The sequence below is a fragment of the Streptomyces sp. NPDC044719 genome (genome assembly GCF_056433405.1).
In genome coordinates, this window is sequence record NZ_JBWKHE010000004.1 from 739,128 (window position 1) to 760,151 (window position 21,024).

The following is a 21,024-nucleotide window of genomic DNA, read 5'->3' on the forward strand; positions in this document are numbered from 1 at the left end:
TAATACGTTTTACCTGGGGGCCCGTACATGAGAGCACGACGTTTCTCGCTCCGGTCAAGAGGTCGAACCGTAAAAGGTGAAACGATTTACTATGGAGGTCGGGGAGCCCAGCCCGCAGCTAGGACCGGTTCAGGCGCCGACGGTGGAGGCGCGCACCACGAGCTCGGGTGAGAACTCGATCTGCGGCGCCGTGCGCCAGGCGTCCGCTTTCCCGGGGTCGCGGAGCACGGCGATCTCGTCGATCAGCAGGTCGGCCGCCGCGGCACCCAGTCGTGCGTGCGGCGTCCGCACCGAGGTCAGGGGCACGACGGTCGACTGGGCGAACTCGATGTCGTCGTAGCCCACCACGGCGATGTCGTCCGGTACACGGACCTGTCCGCCGGCCGCGAAGGACTGGACGACGCCGATGGCCAGCAGGTCGTTGGCGCAGAAGAGGGCGTCGGGGCGGTCGGCGGGGTTGCGGGCCGCGAGCCGCTCGGCGCAGGCGATGCCGGCCTGTACCGACCGCTCCGGAACGGAGATGATCTCCAGACTCGCGTCCGGCACGGTCTCGATCACGGACACGGCGCCGCGCTGCCTGTCCGCGATCTGCTGCAGATCGAGTGAGGAGGCGACGAAACCGATCTTCCGCCGGCCCAGTTCGATCAGATGCCGGACCGCCAGACTGCTGCCCGCGACATGGTCGGTCGAGACCGAGGCCTGCTGGGGCGAAACCGCGCGGCGTGCGCTGAGCACACTGGCGATACCGCGCCGGCGCAGCCGGTCGAGCTCGGCCTCGACATCGCCCACGGGGGAGACGATGATGCCGCCGACGCGCTGCTGCTCGAAGAGCTGCAAGTACTCCTGCTCGCGCTGACGAGAGCCGGTGTCGTTGGCCATCAGCAGGTACATGCCGCGCGCGGCCACGCGCTGCTCGATGGCCGCCGCGATTTCCGGGGTCGTGGCACTGGCCAGTTCGAACGCGAGATAGCCGATCACCGGACTGACCCCGGTGCGCAGAATGCGGGCAGCGTCGTTCGGTACGAACCCCAGTGCTTCCACCGCCTGCCGGATCCGCTCCCGAGTGGCCTCGGACAGCTTGTGGGGCTTGTGGAAGTAGTTCGACACCGAAGACTGGGACACCCGGGCGAGTTCGGCGACGTCCCTGATGGTGACCTTGTTCAGGAGCCCTCCCAGGCATGTCCCTCGACCCACACCGCACCTCAGCGGCATGACCATGCTAGTCGCGGCGGCTTCAGCGCCGGTGACCGGCGGTTGCCACGATCCGCCGACCGCACCGGCCCTGCCGTGGGCAGCCGCGTCCTGACCTTCGGGTACGCCGGGCGTGGGCGCAGTGGTGCGCCGTGCAGGTCGCCGAACTTGCCGAGGTCCCTGACGGCGTCGACCTTGGCGTCGCCGCGGCACTGCCGGTGGCCGGGCCGACCGCGTTGCGCGCGCTGCGATCGGCAGGCCCGCTGCTCGGTCGGCGTGCGCCGGTCACCGGTGCCTCGGGCGGAGCCGGCCGGGTCGCGGTACAGCCGGCCGCCCTGCGCGGGGCGCATGTGATCGCCGCGAGCGCACGCGGAGCGGCGGTGGCGCCGCCGGCCCGCGGCCGGGTTCGACCGAACGTCCAACGAGACCGGATGGAGTGCGCTGCTGGGAGAAGCGCGTGGCTCTGCGGACGTCTCGCCCTACGCCGCGCCCGCTCGCGCGGACGACGTGTCTGGTCTCCCGCGTTCATCGACGTGGGCTCGGCGGAGACCTTCCGCGACGAGGACGTCACATACGCGAGCCGCATCCGTCAGGCGGGCGGCATCGCCGAGTTGCGTGTGTGCCCGGGCGTCTTCCACGGGTTCGACAGCCTGGTACCGAAGCGGCCCCCCCGTCTCTCCCCCCGACCGGCTACGGGGGAGGGGCGCCGGTGGTCCGGCGCGGCATGAGCGAGGGGGAGAGCTTGACCTGAACCGATGCCTTCCCCCGGTCGGCGATCCGTTCCAGGAGGAGGCGCGCGGCGTTGTCGCCGATCTCGCGGCCCGCCTGGTCGACGCTCGTGAGGGAGATCGGGCCGAAGGAGGCGAACGTCGTGTTGTCGTAGCCGGCCACGGAGATGTCGCCCGGCGCCGACACCCCGGCTTCGGCGAAGGCCTCCAGCACCCCCATGGCGACGACGTCCGCGCCGGCGAAGACGGCCGTGGGGCGGTGAGGCCGCGCCAGCAACTGCCTCGCGCCCTCGTAACCGCCCTGCTGCGTGTAGCTGGTGGAGACGACGTCGATCTCTTCCCCGAGGCCGAGGGCTCGCATGGCACGCCGATAGCCGTCCGCACGCTGGGCATTGGGCATCGCCTCGATGCGGGTCCGGTCGGTCTCGTGGTGCTCGATGTGGGCGATCCGGCGGTGCCCGAGGCCGACCAGATGACGGACGAGCATGGACGCGCCCGCCACGTCGTCGTCCGTCACCGTGTCGTACGCGGAGGAGTGCCCGTGACGGCCGACGACCACGGTCGGTACGGCGGAGGCGACGCGCTCGAGACGGGCGCGTGACGACACGGGGGCGATCAGGACGACGCCGTCCATGCCGCGGTCGATCATGGCCTCGGTGACGCGGGCCTCCGTCTTCTCGTCGCTGCAGCCGCCATGCCCGAGGAAGACCTGGTAGTCGGTGTCCGCGAGCCGGCCGGTGATCCCGTCGAGGATCTCAGGGAAGAAGGGGTTGCGGATGTCGGGCAGCATCACGCCGATGGAGTACGTCTGACCGCGAAGGCCCCGGGCGGCCGCGAGCGGCCTGTACCCCAGCTCGTCGATCGCCCGGCGCACCTTCGCGCGCATCTCGGGACTGGCTCCGTAGGCGTTGCGCAGCACCTTGGAGACCGCTGTAGTGGACACCTGAGCGTGCCGTGCGACATCGACGATGGTGACGCGGCGAGTCGGTGCCGGCTGTTCCATCCCGGGGCCTCCGGCGCGATGGGGAACGTTGCCGGAGAGTGTACGGATCACATCCTGTTTCAGTAAGGCAACGGCGTGATCCTCCTGGGCCGTCTCGCGGATCAACCCCTGGGCACACGTAACAGCTATGCAGCGTGCGCGGCCTCTTGACGGCATGCGGGACGCTCTCTAGGGTCTGGCAGCACTTGTTGGGAAACGTTACCCACGAAGCAGGGGCTCCACGGGTGTTCGACGCCGGTGCCCGACCATACCCTCCAGACCTGAACACGGCCGGTGGCCACACGTCGCCTAGTCGGCCACACCTCGATCGCGCCGCGCCTTTTGAAACGTTTCAAGGAAGAGGTCCGCCCGTGACCCTGGCCCCGCACGAGCACCTGCCGGACCACGACCGCATGCCCCGCACGGCGCCGGCGGTCAGGGCACCGCGCCGCCCTCGCGCCAGACCCTCCTGGTGGTTCGCCGCTCCCGCCCTGCTGCTGTTCGCCTTCGTCGTCCTGGTGCCGAGTGCCCGCGGTGTGTACTACGCCTTCACCGACTGGGACGGCCTCGACCCCGACTTCTCCTTCGTGGGCTTGGACAACTTCACCGCCATGGCCGGCGACGCCGACGCCAAGCAGGCGGTCTGGCACACCCTGCTGATCGCCGTGTCGATCACGGTCTTCCAGAACGGCCTCGGCCTGCTGCTGGCCCTCGGGGTCAACACGGCCATCAGGTCCCGCAACGTGCTCAGGGTGTTCCTGTTCGCACCGGCCGTGATCACCCCGATCGTGACCGCCTACCTCTGGCGCAACCTGCTCGGCCCGCAGGGCGCCGTCAACAGCCTGCTGGGCGCCGTGGGGCTGGACGGACTGCGGCAGGACTGGCTGGGCAGCCCGGACCTCGCGCTGTGGGCCCTGGTCGCCGTCATCGTTTGGCAGTACGCGGGCTACTCCATGGTCATCTTCCTGGCCGGACTCCAGTCGGTGCCCAAGGAGATCCACGAGGCGGCGGCGATCGACGGCGCCGGTCCCGTTCGGCGCTTCTGGTCGGTGACCCGGCCGCTGCTGGCACCGGCGTTCACCATCAACCTGATGTTGTCGATCATCGGCGGGATCAAGCTCTTCGACCAGGTGTACGCGTTGACCGGCGGCGGACCGGGGCACGCCACCGAGACCATTTCGACGCTGATCTACAAAGACGCCTTCACACTGGGCGAGTTCGGCTACAGCATCGCGCTCGCGGTGGTGCTGACGATCATCGTCGCGGTCGTTTCCACCGGGCAGTACGTCGCGCTGTCCCGCAACGAGAGGGCCGCGTCATGAACCGCTACCGCCCCCGCACCCTCGCCCTCGAACTGGCGATGATCACCGCCGCGCTCTTCATCGGCTTCCCGGTGTACGTCCTGGTCAACCTCGCCGTACGGCCGGCCTCGGACACCTCCTCGCCCATCGCGCCGACGGCCTCGCCGACCCTGGAAAACTTCAGCCAGGCCTGGCAGCAGGGCGCGCTCGGCGGGGCGCTCGCCAACAGCGTGCTGGTGACGGCGTGCGGCGTCGCCGTCGTACTGGCCGTCTCGTCCTTCGCCGCGTACCCGCTGGCCCGTGTCACCGCCCGCTGGTCCCGAGGGGGGTACCTGCTGGTCCTGCTCGGTCTCGTCCTGCCCTTCCAGCTGGCCTCGCTGCCGCTCTACCAGACCATGCGTGACATGGGCCTGCTCGGCACCCCGTGGGGACTGGTCCTCTTCTACTCCGGGCTCCAAGTGCCGTTCACGGTCTTCCTCTACACCGGCTTCCTGCGGGCCCTGCCCCGCGACTTCGAGGACGCCGCCCTGATCGACGGCTGCACACCTTGGCAGGGCTTCCGGTACGTGGTGCTGCCGATGCTCAAGCCGATCACAGTGACGGCGCTGGTGCTCAACGCGGTCGCCGTGTGGAACGACTTCTTCACTCCGCTGCTGTACCTCAGCGGCAGCGACCAGCAGACCCTGCCGGTCGCCATCGCCGGGTTCGTCGGCCAGTACGTCACCGACTGGAACCTCATCTTCGCCGCACTCGTGATCAGCGTCCTGCCCGTCCTGATCGTCTACTTCCTGCTGCAGCGCAGCATCATCAACGGCTTCGCGGGCGGGCTGCGGGGATGAACCCGCACCCTCCGGCCCGCCCGCACGGCCGCGGCCGTTCCTCCCAGGGAGACATCATGAAGACACGCATACCCACGGCCCTTCTGGCCGGTGTGACGCTGACGGCCTTTCTGGTCGCCTGCGGAGGCGGCACCAAGGCCGGCGACTCCGGCGGCGGATCGAAGACGCTGACGCTGGCCTCGGTCGACCAGGGCTCCGTCGAAGACGTCGTGAAGGCCTTCGAGAAGGCCAACCCGGGCGTCAAGGTCCGCTACACCACCAGCGGCGCCGACCAGTACCAGCAGCAGATCCGTACCCAGCTCGCGTCGGGCACCGCACCCGACGTGATGTCGGTCTGGCCGGGCAACGGCAACCCCGGCGCCACCCACGTCCTGGCCGAACCCGGCTATCTGCGCGATCTCTCTGACCAGCCCTGGGCCGCCAAGATGCCCGAGGCGATCAGGACCGTCGCCCAGTACGACGGCAAGACCTACACCGCGATCTTCGGGCAGAACGGCATCGGCGCCGTCTACAACCAGCAGGCCATGGACAAGGCCGGACTCACCCCGCCGGACACCTGGAGCGAACTGCTGAACTTCTGCAAGGCCGCGAAGGCCAAGGGAACCCCCGCCTTCGCCCTGGGCAACCAGGACAACTGGGTGACCCAGCTCGTCCAGTACGCGCTGGTCGCCACGACCGTCTACGGCCCCGACCGCGACTTCGACCAGAAGATGCAGGCCGGTCGGGCCACCTTCGCGAAGTCGCCCTGGACCACCGCCCTGGACAAGTACCTGACGATGGAGAAGACCGGCTGCTTCCAGCAGAACCCCCTCGGCACCAACTACGAGGCCAGTCAGCAGCTCGCCGCCTCCGGCAAGACCCTCGGCATCGTGCAGGGCAACTGGGTGATCGCCCTCCTCAAGGGGAAGAACCCGAAGGGCACCTTCACCTTCAAGGCGCTGCCGGCCACCGACGACCCCTCGGCGACCCTCATCCCGGCCGCAGCGGGCGCCGGTTACGGCGTCAACGCCAAGACGAAGAACGAGGACCTGGCCCTGAAGTTCGTGAACTTCGTGATGTCGCCCGAGGGCATGAACCTGTTCGCGAAGAAGCAGGGCAGCCTTCCTGCCCTGCCCGACACGGGCTATGCGGTCGACCCGTCCCTGACCGAACTCGCCACGTTCGTCAAGGCGAACCGCACCGTGCCGTTCATGGACCAGCTCTGGCCCAACGCCAAGGTCCAGCAGACCATGCTCAGCGGCCTCCAAGAGGTCTTCAGCGGCCAGTCCACCCCCGGCAAGGTCCTGAAGGAAATGGACGCCGACTACCGAGCCGGCAGCTGAGACGCGTGATTGCCCTGTCAGGCGCGTGGTGCGTCTCCGCCCCGGACCGGGGGACGAACACCCCAGTAGCGTCGCCCTGGTCTGCACTGAGCTTCCGGTCAACGATCTAGTGGGTCCCGCTCGGGGACGATGCCTGTGGTGTGCCGGGGAGTCGAATCGTGACGCGGAGACCTCCGGTGGGGCGCGGTGTGAGGTCGAGGGTGCCGTCGTGGGCCCGGACAATGCTGTGCACGATGGCCAGCCCCAGGCCGACACCGGCGTGCTCGTCGGTGCGTACGCGTTCTATTCCGCGTCGGAACGGTCGGGTGAGAGTCGGTACCAGTTCCGGCGGGAGCGGATGGCCCGTGTTCTCGACCCGCAGCACGCTCGCGTCGTGGTGCGGCTCGGTGTGGATCGTTACGGTGCCGCCGGCGGGGAGGTTGTGGACGATGGCGTTCTGGACCAGGTTGGTCACCATGCGCAGGATGAGTGCCGCGGAGCCGACGGTCTGTGTGGTCCTACCGGTGACATCGAGCGTGATCTGGCGTTTCTCGGCGAGGGGAAGCAGCGTTTCAGCGGCTTCTTCGGCGATGAGGGAGAGGTCGACGGGCTCGCGGGTGAAGCTGTCGCGCTCGCTGCGGCTGAGCAGCAGGAGTGCCTCGGTGAGGTCGATCGCTCGCGTGTTGACCGCGTGGAGGCGCTCGATGAGTTCGCCGTGGTCCCGTGTGGGATCCTTGCGGGCCACGTCGAGGAGCGTCCGCGAGATCGCCAGCGGGGTGCGCAGTTCATGGGAGGCGTTCGAGGCGAACCTCTGCTGTTCGGCGACGTGGGACTCGAGTTGGTCGAGCATCGAGTCGAACACGTCGGACAGCTCACGGAATTCGTCCTGGCGGCCCTTCAAGTGGATCCGGTGGGACAGTGACCCGTTCCCGGCCGCCCGTGCGGCGTCCGCGATCCGTGTGAGCGGTGCGAGCATCCGGCCGGCGAGGATCCATCCTCCCAGGAGGCCGAACACGAACAGGAAGGCCAGGGCGAGCGCCGCGGCGGGGGCGAAGCCGCGCAGCAGGTCGGCGCGGTTGGGCCCGATGAAGATCACGCCGCCGAACGTTCTCCTGATGGACCTGGGGTCGTCGGTCGGGAGCCAGCGCAGCACGAACACCCACACCACGGCCAGCAGGAGAGTGCCGGCGATGAGGAGGAATCCGGCATAGCTGATGGTGAGTTTCATCCTGGCGCTGAGCCCTGGGCGCCTGTTCACGGAGTACTGCCGGGGTGGGAGGTGTCCATGCCGGTGTCGATCCGGTAGCCGACGCCGGGCACCGTGGCGATGATCCATGGTTCGCCGAGCCGCTTGCGCAGTGCGGAGACGGTGATGCGCACGGCGTTGGTGAGGGGGTCGGCGTTCTCGTCCCAGGCCCGTTCCAGCAGCTCTTCGGCGCTGATGACCCCGCCCCCGGCGGCGACGAGGACTTCCAGCACGGCGAACTGCTTGCGGGTGAGCGCGACGTAGCGTCCGTCGCGGAAGACCTCCCGCCGGAAGGGGTCGAGCCGCAGGCCCTCGACCTCGCGGACCGGCGGCCTGGCGTACGCGCGTCTGCGGTCGAGCGCTCTCAGCCGCAGGACGAGCTCCCGCAGCTCGAACGGTTTGGTGAGGTAGTCGTCGGCACCGAGCCCGAACCCGGAGGCCTTGTCGTCGATCCGGTCGGCTGCGGTGAGCATGAGGATCGGGATGCCGCTGCCGGAGGCGACGATGTGCCGGGCGACCTCGTCGCCGGAGGGGCCGGGGATGTCCCGGTCGAGGACGGCGAGGTCGTAGGAGTTGACGCCGAGCAGTTCCAGGGCGGAGTCGCCGTCGCCGGCGATGTCGGCGGCGATCGCCTCCAGCCGCAGACCGTCACGGACGGCTTCGGCCAAGTAGGGCTCGTCCTCCACGATCAGTACGCGCATGTTCCGAAGCCTAAGCAGCACAACATATGGCTGACATATCAAAAACTTGTGCCCGGGACGCGCGACTCAGCCTGCCGGAGCCGGCGCGGGGCGGGGCTCGTTCGACGGGGCGTGTGCCGGAGTGCGCCACCAGCGGCGTGACGCCAGTGCGGCCAGCACGGCACCGGTGGCGTTGACCAGGACGTCGTCCACGGACGACACCCGGTCGAGGCGCAGGACGTACTGTGCGGTTTCGACCAGGGCCGAGCAGCCCGCCCCGAGCGCCAGGATCCGCGGCACGGACGCCAGTGCCGCGAACCGCATGGGGGCGAAGAACCCCAGCGACGCGAAGACCAGCAAGTTGCCTGCGATCCCGAGCGGCCCCATCGTGACCAGGTCCCGCAGCGGCACCAGGCTGAACCTGCCGGGGACACTGCCGGCCCCGGCGCCCGGCATCATGGTCAGCCACAGGAACGGCACCGTCCCGTGGACCATTCCCACCTCGGCCAGCGACATCCGCCCCGCCGATACGACGCCGGCGGCACGCCGACGCCGCGCCAGCGCCCACACCACCAGCGCGGCCAACGGCAGCGCGACCAGCGTCATGAGCACCACACCGTTGAACGTGTCGAAGCAGCCGTGCCACCGCCCCGCCATGCACGTCGGAGCGGACATCAGGAGCGGTCGCCGCACGACGAACGCGGCGCTCGCCACGCCGAGGATCGCCATGGTGCCGAACACGATCCTGCTCGTGCGGCGGAGGGGTATCGACCGGGTTGTGTCGCGGTTCATGCCCCCATTGGAAGCAGCGGACTGTTGCCGCGGCGTAGGCGAATTCCGATACGCCCGCGATACGCGGAATCCGACGAGACGGCCAAGTACCGCTTGCAGCACACCGAGATACGCGTCGGACAGGGAAGTCGTACACCCCGCCAGGCGTGGGCCGGCCAGCCGGCCTACGTGGACGGCGGGGCCGTGGTCCGGCGTGGCACGAGCGCGGGGGAGAGCATGACCCGGGTCGACTGCTTGTGTCGGTCGGCGATCCGGTCCAGCAGGAGACGTACGGCGTTCCTGCCCATCTCGTGTCCTGCTTGGTCGACGCTGGTCAGGGAGATGGGCCCGAACGCGGCGAAGGTGGTGTTGTCGTAGCCGGCCACGGAGATGTCGCCGGGTACGGAAAGACCGGCCTCGGCGACCGCTTCGAGTACCCCCATGGCGACGATGTCCGCTCCGGCGAAGACGGCCGTGGGCCGGTGCGGACGGGCCAGCAGCCGCTGCGCGCCCTCGTACCCGCCTTCCTGGGTGTAGCTGGTGGACACGACGTCGGTCCATTCCTCCAGGCCGTGCGCCCGCATGGCCTGCCGGTATCCGTCGGCGCGCCGGGCGTTGGGCATCTCCGCGAGACGCGCGGGATCGGTTTCGTGGTGCTCGATGTGGGAGATCCTGCGGTGCCCGAGACCGGCGAGGTGGCCGACGACCAGGGACGCGCCCTCGATGTCGTCGTCGGTCACGGTGTCGTAGAGCGGGGACGACCCGTGGCGGCCGATGACGACGGTCGGCACGGCGGAGGCGACGTGTTCGAGGCGGGCTCGCGGGGAGACGGGGGCGACCAGGACGATACCGTCCATGCCGCGGTCGATCATCGCCTCGGTGACGCGGGCCTCCGCCTTCTCGCCGTTGCAGCCCGGCCCGAGGAACACCTGGTACTCGGTGTCCTCCAGTGAACCCGTGATGCCGTCGAGGATCTCGGGGAAGAAGGGGTTGCGGATGTCGGGCAGCATCACGCCGATGGTGTACGTCTGACCGCGCAACGCCCTGGCGCCGGCGTGCGGCCGGTAGCCCAACTCGTCGATCGCGCGCCGCACCTTGGCATGCATCTCGGGGCTGGCGCCATAGGCATTGCGCAGCACCTTCGACACGGCGGTCGTGGAGACCTGGGCGTGACGTGCCACGTCGACGATGGTGACCCTGCGACGCAGTGCTGGCGGCTCCATCCGGTCCCTCGCCTCTCTGGAAAACGTTGCCGCCGAGTGTATGCCCGGCGCCTTGACGCCCCGCAGGGCGCTCTCTAGGGTCGGGCCCACATCTCTTCGTAAAACGTTACCCATCGATGGCCGGATGGTGACGCGACCTGAATTTTGAATCGATTCAGCACCCGGAGGAAGCAGGCGTGAGTCATGATGCAGTGCGTCGTCGGACCGTGCTCGCCGCGACGGCCGGAGCCGTGTCGGTAGGGGCCGGGGCCGGTGTCCCGGGAGGCGGAACGAGTGCCGCCGCCGCGGAGCCGTCCCGGCTTCCCAAGGGCCACGCGGTGGGGGCGCTGACCGTCGAACACCGCACCGATCCCCTGGGCATGGACGCGAGCAGGCCGCGCTTCGGGTGGCGCATACGGGCCACGACCCGCGGCCGGAGCCAAGGGTCGTACCAGATCCTCGTGGCAAGCTCGCCCGGCAAACTGTCTCCCGCTCGCGCTGACCTCTGGAACAGCGGACGCGTCCGCTCCTCCGATTCCGTCGCCGTCCGCTACGCGGGCAAGCCGCTCGACGCCTCCACCCAATACCACTGGACCGTCACCGTCTGGGACGCCGAAGGCCGCCCGGTCGGTGTCGCGTTCCCGTCCACCTTCGAGACCGGCCTGATGAGCACCGACGGTGTGGCCGGATGGGACGGCGCGCAGTGGATCGGGATGAAGGGGAAAGAGCCCGGCTCGGCCGGTGCTCCCATGCTGCGGAGGGAGACCCCCCTCAAGACACACCTCAGGACCGACGGCCGGCGGCGGGTACGTGAGGCACGGCTGTACGTCTCTGCTCTCGGGGTCTACGACGCCTACGTCAACGGACGACATGTGACCGTCCCGCAGGACGGCGGCACCACGATCGAACTGCTGCCCCCGGGCTGGACCAACTACGACGCGCGCGTCAATTACCTGACGTACGACGTCACGGATCTCGTGGCGCGGGAAGAAGCGGTCACCCTCGCCTTCGTCCTGGGCAACGGCTGGTACAACGGCCGGGTCTCCGAGGGCAGCACGTACTACTCGAAGGACGGCAACGCCCTCGCGGTCAAGGCCAAGCTGCTGATCCGGTACGCCGACGGCACGGCGCAGACGGTCGTCACCGAGCCGGACGGCACCTGGAAAGCCACGGACACCGGCCCCTTCCGGGCCGACGACATCTACGACGGCCAGACCTACGACGCCCGGAAGGAACTGCCCGGCTGGACGGCCCCCGGATTCGACGACAGCGCGTGGGGCGACGTGGCACGGGTCGCCTTCGAGGACAAGTACCCGGGCGTCCAGCTCCTCGCCTACCCGGCCGAGACGGCGCGCATCATGCCGAAGTGGGACCGTCGGCCCCGGTCGATCACCGTAGCCACCGGAGTGACCGGCCAGGAGGACAGCCCCAACGGCAAGGGGCGCATCGTCGTGGACCCCGCCCGGACGGTGACCGACCCTGAGCAGGCGGCCTCCGCCTCGGTGACGATCGGCAGCGGCGAGACCGCCGTCTTCGACCTCGGCCAGAACATGGTCGGCGTCGCCCGCTACCACCTGCGCGGCCCGGCCGGCGCCCGGGCCGAGTTCAGGTTCGGCGAGATGCTCAACGACGACAGCGCCGGCGCGGACGGCCCCGAGGGCTCCGTCTACCGGGCCAACCTCCGCAGCGCCAAGGCCACCAGCACCTACATCCTCAAGGGCGACCGGAAGGGCGAGACCCATCAGGACTCACTGACCTTCTACGGTTTCCGCTACGTTTCCGTCACCGCGACGGACACCGTCACGATCACCGGTCTGACCGGCAGGACCGCCACATCCGCGATCCGCGAGACCGGCACCCTCACCACGAACGACGCCGACATCAACCGGCTGATGAGCAACATCCGTTGGGGCCAGCGCGGCAACTACCTCTGGGTGCCCACCGACTGCCCCCAGCGCGACGAACGCCTCGGCTGGACCGGCGACACCCAGGTCTTCGCCACGACCGGCCTGTACAACGCGGACTCCGGTGTCTTCCTCGGCCACTTCCAGGACACCGTCGTCGACTCCCAGACCATCTACGGCGCGGACAAGGCACAGTTCACCGGAGTGGCTCCCGGCGGACGCTACAACTTCCCCGGTGGCGGCAGCGGTTGGGCGGACTGCGGCGTCGTCCTCCCGTGGACCGTGTGGCAGATGACGGGTGACACGACCATCGTCGAGAGCAGCTGGCCGGCGATGACCCGCTATCTGGACTGGATCCGTGAGCAGACCGGTGACACCTACGCCGGCCAGGGGTCCCTCACCGGCGACTGGCTGGCACCACAGCAGACCAGCGCCCAGCTCATGAGCGACGTCTACTACGGCTACTCCGCGCGGTTGATGGCGCGGATGGCCCGGGCGATCGGCCGGACTGCGGAAGCGGAGGCGTACCAGAGCCTCTTCGGGCGCATCCGGCAGGCGTTCATCGCCAAGTACCTGAGCACCGAGGGCGGCCGGGTCACGGTGAAGTCCAGCCTCGGCGACGCCTCCCCGATCGAACCCGGCGCCGACCCCGACCAGAAGACGGAGGACAACAGCCAGACCGCGCTGCTCTGGGTCCTCAAGCTCGGGTTCTACGAGACGCAGGCACAACGGCGCGCGCTCGTCGGGCACTTGGCCGACAACATCGGCAATGACGCGGCCTACAAGGCGGCGCACCCGGACAGCAGCCGGGTCAAGTACGCCGAGAACACGCTGTCCGTCGGCTTCCTGGGCGTCAACGTCCTGGCCCCCGTCCTCTCCGACGAGGGCCGCACCGACCTGGCGTACGAACTGCTCCACCAGGACGCCCTGCCGTCCTGGCTGTACTCGGTGAAGAACGGCGCCACCACCGTCTGGGAGCGCTGGAACTCCTACTCCGAGGACGCGGGCTTCGGCCCGGTCAGCATGAACTCCTTCAACCACTACGCCTACGGCGCGATCATGGAGTGGATGTACACGCACATGGCCGGCATCGCCCGCGACCCGGACAGCCCCGGCTTCAAGCACTTCCTGCTGCGGCCCCACCTCGATCCCACGGGCAGGATCACGCGGGTGGCGGGCTCGTACGAGTCGCCGTACGGCGAGATCCGAAGCGCGTGGGAGGTCGTCGAGGCGGGACGGGCCCTGGAGTACGAGGCCGCGGTGCCCGCCAACAGCGAGGCGACCCTGCGCCTTCCCGCCACCTCCGCCGATGCCGTCCGCGAGGGACGCACCCCGCTGGCGCAGGTGTCCGGAGTGCGTTTCCTCGGATTCGCCGACGGGGTGTGCGCGTACCGTCTGCCGTCCGGGCGGTACCGACTGACCGCGGCGCTGCGCTGATGTCGCTGCCGGCGCATGCCCCGCCTTCTTGAAAACCGGGGCTGATTACGATGGTCCGCCGGTGTTCGATTCCACCGTGTCGGTCGGGGGCGGCCGACTTCGACCATGAGCAGGAGCAGCGCAGCACGATGACAGGTTTCCGCGACGTCGTCGCACTGGACGACCCGGTGGGGGAATCGCTCCGGGGCCACCACGGGCATCTCGCTCGCCGACTGGGCCGGGCGGTCACCTACCTGCCGGGAGTCGCGACCTTTTCCGCGGTGTCCGCAGAGGCGGACTCCGAGGAGTGGGGTGAGCTCGCCAGGCTGCTGGGGCGGGGCGAGTTCGCTGACATGTTCAGCTGCCCGGCGACGCCGCCGCCGGACTGGGAGCCGGTCTTCGTCCTCGAGGGCCGCCAGATGATCTGGACCGGCGACAGCCGTACGGATGCGTCTCGTACCGAACTCAACCCCGCCGTGGTCCAGCTGGGCGATGAGAGCGTGCCCGGGATGCTCGGCCTCGTCGAGCGGACCCGGCCGGGGCCGTTCTGGCCGCGCACCCATGAACTCGGCACCTATCTCGGCATCCGCGACGGCGACACATTGGTGGCGATGGTGGGGGAGCGGCTCCGGCCTCCCGGGTGGACCGAGATCAGCGCTGTCTGCACCGCTCCCGAGGCACGCGGGCAAGGCCACGCCGCCCGTCTGGTGCGCGCGCTCGTCGCGCGCATCGTGGGCCGGGGCGAACGTCCCTTCCTGCACGTGGCCGAGGCGAACACCGGCGCGATCGCGCTCTACGAGCGGCTCGGATTCGAGACCCGGAAGCATGTGACGTTCCGCGGGTTCCGCACTCCGTGAGACACACGGCCTGACGGCCGCCGAGGAGAGCCGCGTCCTGACCCGCTGGGCCGACACCCCGGTCGATCGGCTCCAGTCGTAGCGCCACTGAGACGAGGCAGTCAGGCGGGGCAGGTCGGTGGTTCCGCGATGCCGATGATGTTGCCGTCCAGGGCCCGGACGTGGACAGCCCATCCCAGCGCTGTGAGGTCGCCCGCGAGTTGCCGGGCGTCATGGAACACCTTCACGATGCGGCACCGGCTGCCGTCGTCGAGTCGGCGCAACACCGTGGGAACGGGCCCGTCCATGACGCCTTCCTCGCTAGCGGCGGCGGGAGGCCCGTCGTCGATGAAGATCATCTTGCCTCCGGGTGCGAGCAGGGCGGCGATGGTGCTCCAGAAGCCGGGCAACCGTGTCGGCGGAACATGGGAGAGCCAGAAGGCGAAGAACACCGTGTCGTAGCGCCGCGACGGCTGCCACTCGAACAAGTCGGCCTGAAGGAACCGAACGTTGGGGAAGGGCGTGCGCGCACGAGCGATGGCGAGCACCTCGGTAGCCGCGTCCACGGCTGTCACGGACCTGGCCCGGCCCGCGAGCTTCGGGGTCCACTGACCTGTTCCACAGGCGAGCTCCAGCACATCTCCGCTGATCGGAAGGTCATCGACCACGCTCAGCAGCCGTCGCAGTTCCTCCAGCTCCGCATACGGCCGGTCGTACTCGGCCGCCGCCGCGCGGTAGTAGGCCATCTGCTCCGCCAGGAGGGCATCGTCATCGCTGCTCATGACCAGAAGGATCAGCCCTGCCCCTGAGGCAAGGTCAACCACCACTGGACAACCTCCAGGCACGTAAGCGGAATTGGATGGACACGCCATGGTTCCGTGACCGATGATCTCCGGCATGATCCGTGCCGCCACTGTGAACGACGTCGCGGAGATCCGCGCGATGATCCGTGAACTCGCCGAGTACGAAAGGTCTGGTGATCAGGCCCGGGCGACCGAGGAGCAGCTCCGGGAGGCGATGTTCGGGGAGCATCCCGCTGCCTTCGCGCTGATCGCCGAGGACGACGAGACGGGTGAGGCAGTGGGCTTCGCGCTGTGGGTCCCCCGTTTCTCGTCCTGGACCGGCACGCGCGGTATGCACCTGGAGGACCTCTTCGTGCGGCCGCAGGCCCGGGGCGGGGGACACGGCAAGGCTCTGCTCGCCTCTCTGGCCGCGATCTGCGAGCGGAGGGGCTACGAGCGCTTCGAGTGGTGGGTTCTGGCCTGGAACGAGCCGACGATCGACTTCTACAAGTCGCTCGGCGTGGACTTCCTCGACGAGTGGAGGGTCTGCCGGCTGAGCGGTGAGCCCCTCAGGGAACTCGCTGCCCAAGTCCCGGACGGCCTCGACCCGATCCAGGCTCTGTAGGGCGGGGGCATGCAACCTCCAGTCGCAGCGGTGATCGAAGCCCACGGGGTGCTGCAAAGGCTCGTGGCCGGGCTGGACGACCAGCAGGTGGCCGAGGCATCCGCCCTTCCGGGCTGGTCACGCGGCCACGTTCTGGCGCATCTCACCGACAACGCGAGAATGTTCGCCCGTCTCGCGGAGCACGCCCTGCGCGGTGAGCTCGTGGCGGGATACGACGGCGGGGTGGACGAGCGCAACGCGATCATCGAGGCCACAGCGGGCCGCAGCGCCGCCGAGCACCGTGCCGAACTCGCCGCGCACACGGCCGGGCTGGAGGCGGCCTGGGCGCGCGCCGGCGACGTGGACTGGGCCCGGCCCGTCACCTTCCGCAACGCGGACCTTGCCGCCACGGTCTTCGCGCGCTGGCGCGAGGCATGGATTCACATGGTCGACCTGGAATGCGGTGTGCGGCCGGACGACTGGCCCGAGGACCTGGCCGCCCATGCCATCGCCTTCCTGCTCGGCCGCCTTCCGGCGGGAACGCGCCTGCGGGCCGAGGACGTGTGTCACCAATGGTCCGTCGGCGACGCAGAGCCGGGCACGGTGATCACCGGACGCGTGCGCGACCTGGCGGCCTGGCTCGCCGGGCGTACCCCTGCGATGGCCCCGGTGGCGGCGGAGGGGCTGCCCGCACTCGGGCCCTGGCCGCCTCACCCGCCACAGCGAACGGACCGTGGATGACGTCTTCGCCGGGGCAGCGGGGAGCCGTGCTGTTGTCCAGGTTCCCACGGCCCGACCGGCCCGACCGGCCCGACCGGCCCGACCGGCGCCGCCCCATCGGCTCCGGTAGCATCGGCGGTATGTCCGGTGCTTCGTGCGCGGCTTGCGCCGCGGTGACGAGGACGCTCCGCTAGCGGCGGGGCGTTCACCACATCTTTGTTGAACGTTCTGTCGCTCCGTGGTTGAACCGGAGCGGCACGCTCGTGCTGCTCGGACCTTCTTCTGGGCAACGGAGCACTCGGTGTTTTCAGGCGTTCTCTCTTCGCGCCGGGACGGATCGTCCACGGTGCGTGCATGGCTGGTGTTGTGCTGCATGGCCATGCTGCAGTTCTTCATCGCGGTGGACGTGACCGTGGTCAATGTCGCCCTGCCCTCGATCGGCGCCGGCTTCGGCGTGGACGGGCACGCACTGACCTGGGTCGTCGTCGGGTACACGATCACCGGGGGCGGGCTGCTGATGCTCGGCGGCCGGCTGGGCGACGTGCTCGGCAGGCGTCGCATCCTCCTGCTCGGCACCACCCTCTTCGGTGCCGCGTCCTTGCTGGCCGGGCTCGCGCCCTCCTTCGCCGTGCTGGTGGCAGCGCGGCTGCTGCAGGGTGCCGGTGAAGCGATCGCGCTTCCGGCGGCGATGGCGGTGATCGTGCTCATGTTCCCCGAGGGGCCGCGCAGGTCACGGGCGCTCAGCGTGTGGGCGGCCGTCGCGAGTTGTGGCCTCGTCCTAGGGTTCGTGGTCTCCGGGATCATCACCGAGCTGCTCGGCTGGCGGTGGATCTTCCTGGTGTCCGTTCCCTTCATCCTGGTCGTACTCGCCGCGGCCGCCGTTCTCGTGCCGGACGAACGGCCTGATGAGCCCGCGCCTTTGGACCTCCCCGGTTCGCTCCTGCTGATCGCCGCTCCGCTGCTGTTCACGCTGGGCGTCGTCGAGGCGGGAGAGGCGGACAGCGCGTTGCCATGGCTGCCGCCGGTGGCGCTCGTCGGCGCTGTAGTAGCGGGGGTCCTGTTCGTCCGGGTCGAGCGCCGTTCTCGGAAGCCGCTCGTGCCGCAGCGGTTCTTCCGCAATCGGCCGCGTGTCCTGGCCAACCTCGCCACGGCTCTGTTGAGTGCGGCACTGTCCACGTCGTTCCTGCTGTTCACCTACTACCTGCAGGACCGGTCGGGCGCCGGACCGCTCCAGGCCGGGGTGACGATGCTGCCTCTGGCGGTGTCCCTGATCGCGGCTTCGGTGCTGGTTCCTGGCCTGCTCCGACGGTGGGGCGCCCGGGCCTGTGTCCTGGCCGGGATCGGCTTCACCGTGCTGGCGATGGCCGCCATCGCGCTGGTCTCGTGCCTCGGGGCCACCGGTCCGGCGATGGTCCCGGCCATGATGCTCATCGCTGCCGGGATGGGGTTCGGACTCGTCGGGCTGCAGTACGTCGCGGTGACCGGCGTGACCGAGGACGACGCGGGCATCGCCTCCGGCGTCCAGCGAGCCGCCGATCAACTGGGCGGTTCCACCGGTGTCACGCTCTACGTCGGCATCGGGTTCGCCCCTGCCCTGAACGGCACCGACCCGTTCCTCGCCAGCTGCTTCCTGGCCATCGCCGGGCTCGCCGTGGCCGGGGGCGTCACCTGGCGGATCTCCATGCCCTCCGCGGTGGTGAAGGACGAGCTCGGGTGACTCGTCAGTCGCTCCTTGGTCGCCCTCCGTCCCGGTCAACCGAGAGGAGATCCATGCCGGTTCAGTCGCCCGGCATGAAGCCCAGCGTCTCGAGCACGCCGTACACCCCGAGGAAGAGAATCGCCGCGCTGCTGAGGACGAGGGCGGCGGTCATCCAGGGATTGGTGCGGAAGCGCGGCGGGACGCCGGTGTAGCGCAGGCGCCAGACAGCGATGACCACGGCGAGGAGGAAGATGCCGCCGCCGATTCCGCCGATCTGCACCATCAGGACCGGGGACTGGACCCACAGGAAGAAGGACATCCACACCGGAGGCAGGCAGCAGGTGAGGATTCGGATGGTGCGGGTGCGGACGCGCATGTCGTTCCAGTCGATCGCGCCGAGCAGACCGAGGGTGTTGGTCCACAGCCGCGGGACGCTGGCCGACGAGGCGACGGTGACCGAGAAGAGCACGGAGATCGCGCCGCCCAGGAAGAGGTACTCGGCCCAGGGACCGAGCGTGTCGGTGTAGCTGTGCGACAGCGTGGTGATCATGTCGTTGCCCTCGGGCACCAGGCCCTGCGGATGCAGCACGGAGGCGCCGATCACGTAGAAGGACAGGGTGCAGATGGTGCACACGAACCAGGAGACACCCACATCGAGGCGCATGACCTTGAGCCAGCCCTCAGCGCGCCGGGCGCGCTGCTCGGTCCCGTCGTCGGGGCCGGTCCAGCGGGCGTAGCCCTTCTCCAGGCACCAGTAGGTGTAGGTCGTCATCTCGTCGGCGCCGACACCGGTGATGCCGAACATCGCGAGGGCGATGCCGACCGTGCCGGCCGGGATCTGGAAGCTGAGCCCGTCGGCGAGCTGTTCGGTGCCGTAGCCGTACGCGGTGAGCGGCAGGGCGAGCGCCAGGCCGACGGTGATCACCGTCTTGAGCGTGATGCCGATGACCTCGACCCGCTCGACGACGTGGTACTTGCCCGTCTGGAGGATGAGGATGGCCGCGGCGGTGACGATCACGGCCCAGATCGTGAGGGACGTGCCGCTCAGCGACCCGCCGTGGATCGGGAAGAGGATGGAACAGGCGGCCGCGGTGCCGCCGATGATGCCGCCGCGCTGGAACATCTTGGCGAAGTCCATGCCGATCCACAGCCAGTTGATCCAGCTGAGGCGGCCGATGCGGGGTCCGACGTCGCGGAAGCCGTCCAGGGCGGGGCGGCCGTTGAGGATGGTCCAGCGGGCCAGCTCCATCTGTACCCAGACCTTGACCGCGGTGGAGATGATCACCAGCCACAGCAGGGCGAAGCCCGCCTTCGCGCCGAGCGAGGTGGTGGTGATCAGTTCACCGGAGCCGACGACCGCGGCGGACAGGATGAGCCCGGGACCGAGGTGGCGCAGGCGGCCGCGGAAGCGGTCGGGGGCCGGGCGGGCGTCTTCGGCGCGCAGCGCGTACGGGTCGGGCTGCGCGGGGGGCGGCGCCGCGGCGGCGCCGTCGGGGGACGTGATGGCCATGTCAGGTCCTAGGGGATCTTCCGGCGTCGTCGCCGGTATCCGGAACGGGGACAGAGGTGTGTCCTGGTGGGGGAGCGGGTGATCGGGGTCGGCCGGGCCATCAAGGGCGGGGCTCAGCGGGCCCGGTGGAGCGGTGCCTCGCCTGCCAGTACGCGGACGATGTCCTCGGCCACCATCGCGCCCATGGCCTGGTTGGCCTCCGGGGTGCAGGCGGCCATGTGCGAGGTGAGGAGGGTGCGGGGGGCCTCGCGCAGGGGGTGGTCGGCGGGCAGGGGCTCGGTACTGAAGGCGTCGAGGGCCGCGGCCCCGAGGTGCCCGGAACGCAGCAGGGCGGCGAGCGCGCTCTCGTCGACGAGGCCCCCGCGCGCCGCGTTGACCAGGACCGCGCCCGGCCGCATCGCCGCGAGACGGGCACTGTCCAGCAGCGGAGTGCCGGACGGATCGGGCGGGGTGTGCAGGCTGACGGCGTCGGCGCGGGCCAGCAGGTCGTCGAGAGCGGCCGGTTCGGCACCGTGCGCGCGGACGTCGTCGCCCGGGAGGTACGGGTCGTGGGCGAGCACGCGCATCCCGAAGGCACGGGCGTAGCCGGCGAGCAGACGCCCGATGCGGCCGAAGCCGACGATGCCGAGCGTCTTGCCGTGCAGTTCGGGGCCGAACAGCTTCGGCCAGCCGCCCGACTCCACCGCGGTGTGCGAGGCGGTGAGGGAGCGCGTCGCCGACAGGAGCAGTCCGAAGCTGTACTCGGCCACCGCACGGGAGTTGCTGCCCGGCGCGCACACCACCGGTATGCCGCGGGCCCGGGCGGCGGCCAGGTCGATGGTGTCCACGCCGACGCCGTGTTTGGCGATCACCTTGAGGCGGGGTGCGGCGTCCAGTACCTCGGCGGTGACGGGGTCCATGCCGACGATCAGGGCATCCGCCTCGGCGGCGTGGGAGAACAGTTCGGCGGCGGGCAGGGCCGCGTCGGCACACGGGCGGAGCGGCCCCGCCCCGTTCTCTTCGAGGATCTGCCAGGGGAGTGCCGAATGCCGCGCGAAGGTGGGCGTCGTGATGAGCGTGGTCGGCATCAGCGCGCTCCGCCGCGCGCCGCGCGGCCGTTGGCGGCGTCCACGCACGCAGCGAGCGCGTGCAGCATGGAGACGGCCATGGTGCCCAGGGCGCGACGGCACAGCGGTACGGGGACTTGCGGGAGTTGGATGCCGACGGTCACGGCGTGTCCTTCCTGGGCGGGCGGGCGGGCGGTGCGAGCGGTGCCGGGACGGGGCGTGGGCGGGTGATGCCTCGTGAAAAGCGCGCGGCTGTCGGACGCCGG

Annotated in this window: 18 protein-coding genes and 1 pseudogene; 9 read left to right on the forward strand and 10 right to left on the reverse strand. The window is 69.8% G+C overall.

Annotation, left to right across the window (positions count from 1 at the left end; all coding sequences use genetic code 11):
* Positions 1-129: 129 nt before the first annotated feature.
* Complete coding sequence (locus AC07DF_RS19345; protein WP_478972248.1) at positions 130-1,194, reverse strand: LacI family DNA-binding transcriptional regulator; 1,065 nt, start codon at positions 1,192-1,194, stop codon at positions 130-132.
* 402 nt (positions 1,195-1,596) lie between these two features.
* On the opposite strand from AC07DF_RS19345, the pseudogene AC07DF_RS19350 reads away from it, so the two are divergent.
* Positions 1,597-1,919, forward strand: a pseudogene (locus AC07DF_RS19350) (alpha/beta hydrolase fold domain-containing protein); the annotation flags it as partial.
* Here the strand turns inward: AC07DF_RS19350 and AC07DF_RS19355 are convergent.
* Positions 1,882-2,922, reverse strand: coding sequence for a LacI family DNA-binding transcriptional regulator (locus AC07DF_RS19355; protein WP_478972251.1), 1,041 nt, complete (start codon positions 2,920-2,922; stop codon positions 1,882-1,884). The pseudogene AC07DF_RS19350 and the gene AC07DF_RS19355 sit on opposite strands and share 38 nt — an antisense overlap.
* A gap of 350 nt (positions 2,923-3,272) precedes the next feature.
* Between AC07DF_RS19355 and AC07DF_RS19360 the strand changes: the two genes are divergently transcribed.
* From AC07DF_RS19360 to AC07DF_RS19370, 3 genes are read left to right on the forward strand one after another with little or no spacing between them, the layout of a single operon-like run.
* Positions 3,273-4,223: a carbohydrate ABC transporter permease gene (locus AC07DF_RS19360; RefSeq protein ID WP_478972254.1), complete on the forward strand. Its 951-nt coding sequence runs from the start codon at positions 3,273-3,275 to the stop codon at positions 4,221-4,223.
* The gene (locus tag AC07DF_RS19365) at positions 4,220-5,041 is read left to right on the forward strand and encodes a carbohydrate ABC transporter permease (RefSeq protein WP_478972257.1); all 822 of its coding nucleotides are present in this window, start codon (positions 4,220-4,222) and stop codon (positions 5,039-5,041) included. The genes AC07DF_RS19360 and AC07DF_RS19365 overlap by 4 nt, the downstream gene beginning before the upstream one ends.
* A gap of 56 nt (positions 5,042-5,097) precedes the next feature.
* Positions 5,098-6,363, forward strand: a complete 1,266-nt coding sequence (locus AC07DF_RS19370; RefSeq protein ID WP_478972260.1) for an ABC transporter substrate-binding protein — start codon at positions 5,098-5,100, stop codon at positions 6,361-6,363.
* A gap of 106 nt (positions 6,364-6,469) precedes the next feature.
* Here AC07DF_RS19370 and AC07DF_RS19375 read toward each other — a convergent pair whose 3' ends face one another.
* The 4 genes from AC07DF_RS19375 to AC07DF_RS19390 form a co-directional block, all read right to left on the reverse strand.
* The gene (locus AC07DF_RS19375; RefSeq protein WP_478972263.1) at positions 6,470-7,600 is read right to left on the reverse strand and encodes a sensor histidine kinase; all 1,131 of its coding nucleotides are present in this window, start codon (positions 7,598-7,600) and stop codon (positions 6,470-6,472) included.
* Positions 7,597-8,289 (reverse strand): response regulator transcription factor, encoded by a 693-nt coding sequence (locus AC07DF_RS19380; protein ID WP_478972265.1) that lies wholly within the window; start codon positions 8,287-8,289, stop codon positions 7,597-7,599. The genes AC07DF_RS19375 and AC07DF_RS19380 overlap by 4 nt, the downstream gene beginning before the upstream one ends.
* 66 nt (positions 8,290-8,355) lie before the next feature.
* The gene (locus tag AC07DF_RS19385; protein ID WP_478972268.1) at positions 8,356-9,060 is read right to left on the reverse strand and encodes a VanZ family protein; all 705 of its coding nucleotides are present in this window, start codon (positions 9,058-9,060) and stop codon (positions 8,356-8,358) included.
* 164 nt (positions 9,061-9,224) lie between these two features.
* Entirely contained in the window at positions 9,225-10,262 is a 1,038-nt protein-coding gene (locus AC07DF_RS19390) for a LacI family DNA-binding transcriptional regulator (RefSeq protein ID WP_478972271.1), read from the reverse strand.
* Positions 10,263-10,438: 176 nt separating this feature from the next.
* Here AC07DF_RS19390 and AC07DF_RS19395 point away from each other — a divergent pair, with 176 nt between their 5' ends.
* Positions 10,439-13,582, forward strand: a complete 3,144-nt coding sequence (locus AC07DF_RS19395; protein WP_478972274.1) for an alpha-L-rhamnosidase — start codon at positions 10,439-10,441, stop codon at positions 13,580-13,582.
* A gap of 128 nt (positions 13,583-13,710) precedes the next feature.
* Entirely contained in the window at positions 13,711-14,418 is a 708-nt protein-coding gene (locus AC07DF_RS19400) for a GNAT family N-acetyltransferase (RefSeq protein ID WP_478972277.1), read from the forward strand.
* 101 nt (positions 14,419-14,519) lie between these two features.
* Here AC07DF_RS19400 and AC07DF_RS19405 read toward each other — a convergent pair whose 3' ends face one another.
* Positions 14,520-15,179, reverse strand: a complete 660-nt coding sequence (locus tag AC07DF_RS19405; protein WP_478972280.1) for a class I SAM-dependent methyltransferase — start codon at positions 15,177-15,179, stop codon at positions 14,520-14,522.
* A gap of 115 nt (positions 15,180-15,294) precedes the next feature.
* Here AC07DF_RS19405 and AC07DF_RS19410 point away from each other — a divergent pair, with 115 nt between their 5' ends.
* From AC07DF_RS19410 to AC07DF_RS19420, 3 genes are all read left to right on the forward strand, one after another.
* Positions 15,295-15,804 carry an N-acetyltransferase family protein gene (locus AC07DF_RS19410; protein ID WP_478972283.1) on the forward strand — a complete coding sequence of 170 codons (510 nt, stop codon included), beginning with the start codon at positions 15,295-15,297 and terminating at the stop codon, positions 15,802-15,804.
* Between the two features lie 30 nt (positions 15,805-15,834).
* Positions 15,835-16,524, forward strand: a complete 690-nt coding sequence (locus AC07DF_RS19415) for a maleylpyruvate isomerase family mycothiol-dependent enzyme (RefSeq protein WP_478972286.1) — start codon at positions 15,835-15,837, stop codon at positions 16,522-16,524.
* Between the two features lie 352 nt (positions 16,525-16,876).
* Positions 16,877-18,220 (forward strand): MFS transporter, encoded by a 1,344-nt coding sequence (locus AC07DF_RS19420; protein ID WP_478972289.1) that lies wholly within the window; start codon positions 16,877-16,879, stop codon positions 18,218-18,220.
* Positions 18,221-18,281: 61 nt separating this feature from the next.
* Here the strand turns inward: AC07DF_RS19420 and AC07DF_RS19425 are convergent, their stop codons facing one another.
* The 3 genes from AC07DF_RS19425 to AC07DF_RS19435 all read right to left on the reverse strand — a co-directional run bounded on the left by AC07DF_RS19425 (position 18,282) and on the right by AC07DF_RS19435 (position 20,922).
* Positions 18,282-19,712, reverse strand: a complete 1,431-nt coding sequence (locus AC07DF_RS19425) for an Nramp family divalent metal transporter (protein WP_478972292.1) — start codon at positions 19,710-19,712, stop codon at positions 18,282-18,284.
* 113 nt (positions 19,713-19,825) lie between these two features.
* On the reverse strand, positions 19,826-20,779 hold the full coding sequence (locus AC07DF_RS19430) for a phosphoglycerate dehydrogenase (protein WP_478972295.1): 954 nt from the start codon (positions 20,777-20,779) through the stop codon (positions 19,826-19,828).
* A complete protein-coding gene (locus tag AC07DF_RS19435; RefSeq protein ID WP_478972298.1) occupies positions 20,779-20,922 on the reverse strand; it encodes a hypothetical protein in 144 nt (47 codons plus the stop codon). Before AC07DF_RS19435 ends, AC07DF_RS19430 begins: the two co-directional genes overlap by 1 nt.
* Positions 20,923-21,024 lie beyond the last annotated feature (102 nt).